This window comes from Halorhodospira sp. 9628 (genome assembly GCF_022228075.1).
Taxonomy (GTDB): domain Bacteria; phylum Pseudomonadota; class Gammaproteobacteria; order Nitrococcales; family Halorhodospiraceae; genus Halorhodospira; species Halorhodospira halophila_A.
Genome location: NZ_JAJNRF010000027.1, coordinates 1 through 984 on the forward strand (window position 1 = coordinate 1; position 984 = coordinate 984).

At 68.6% G+C, this 984-nt stretch carries 2 protein-coding genes; one reads left to right on the forward strand and one right to left on the reverse strand.

Annotated features, from left to right (window positions below; genetic code table 11):
* Window positions 1-61: 61 nt before the first annotated feature.
* Window positions 62-445 carry a DUF6746 family protein gene (locus tag LRG10_RS13030; protein ID WP_201167895.1) on the reverse strand — a complete coding sequence of 128 codons (384 nt, stop codon included), beginning with the start codon at window positions 443-445 and terminating at the stop codon, window positions 62-64.
* A 308-nt stretch (window positions 446-753) separates the two neighbouring features.
* On the opposite strand from LRG10_RS13030, the gene LRG10_RS13035 reads away from it, so the two are divergent.
* On the forward strand, window positions 754-984 hold a 231-nt coding region (locus LRG10_RS13035), incomplete at its 3' end, for a DUF6858 family protein (protein WP_338018488.1).

Genomic DNA, 984 nt, shown 5'->3' on the forward strand with positions numbered 1-984 from the left:
TAGCCCCGATGATGCGCTGCGGCCGGCCCGGGCCGCACGCGCACCCCGGGGGATCGGTACGCTACTCGGACCGGAGCTCGCGCAGGAGCGCCTCCAGCTCCCCCGCGTGCTCCCGGATCGCGTCCTCGTCGAGGCGCTCGGAGCCGAGGTGGATCGCCTCGACGTGCTCCGCCATCCGGTCCACGTCGCCCTGGATCCGCTCGACGGCGTTCTCCAGCGTATAGCTCATCTCGTGGATCTCGTGGAACGCCTCATCCGCGAGCGCATCCGCCGCCAAAAGCTCCTCGAGCCGCTCCTGGCGCTCGGCGAGCAACGTCAGCGCCTCTGCGAGACCCTCCGGCTCCTCGCCTTCGTAGTGCTGGTGATCATGGCCATTCGCCAGCGCACCCCCGGCAGCCAGCGCCAGGGAGAGCGTGAGGGCCAGGCCGATCATCATCCTGCTCATGGGTGCAAACCTCCTCTATTCAACCCGCGATCCGGACCGCCACCCGCCTGCTGCTCGCCGGGCAAGCGCCCCGCCGTCTCTGCGACACCACCGAAACTGCCCTTGTCAGGCGCGCTTGGCAACAGCCGACGGCCAGCTCATGGCCTCGCCGGCCGGGTTGACAGCGCACGCCCTCTACCACACTCTATTGATTCGTTGAATATCATTCAATTGGCCGGCACATACAGGGCTGCAGGCGGACGCCCTGGGAGCGGGCGAGGCCCGGGCAGCCCCCGCAGGTGCCGGTCGCACCACGAGGAGGATCAGACATGAGCGATCTAGCAAGGACCTGGCTCCAGGACACCTATCCGGTGCGCAGCCTGGAGCTGCCCAAGGGCGGCCGGGGGCCGAGCAACGCCGACGATATCGTCGCCGGCCTGCGCAGCCGCATCGACCGTGATGAGCGCGCCGCCTACATCGCCACCTTCGACCACTACGCCCACACCCAGAGCCTGCCCGACGGCGAGATCGCCGACGAGATCGAGGATGCGAAGAACGTC

Excerpts from the sequence above, each read along its gene's own strand:
- LRG10_RS13030 (WP_201167895.1), bottom strand. The coding sequence starts at position 445 with ATGAGCAGGATGATGATCGGCCTGGCCCTCACGCTCTCCCTGGCGCTG.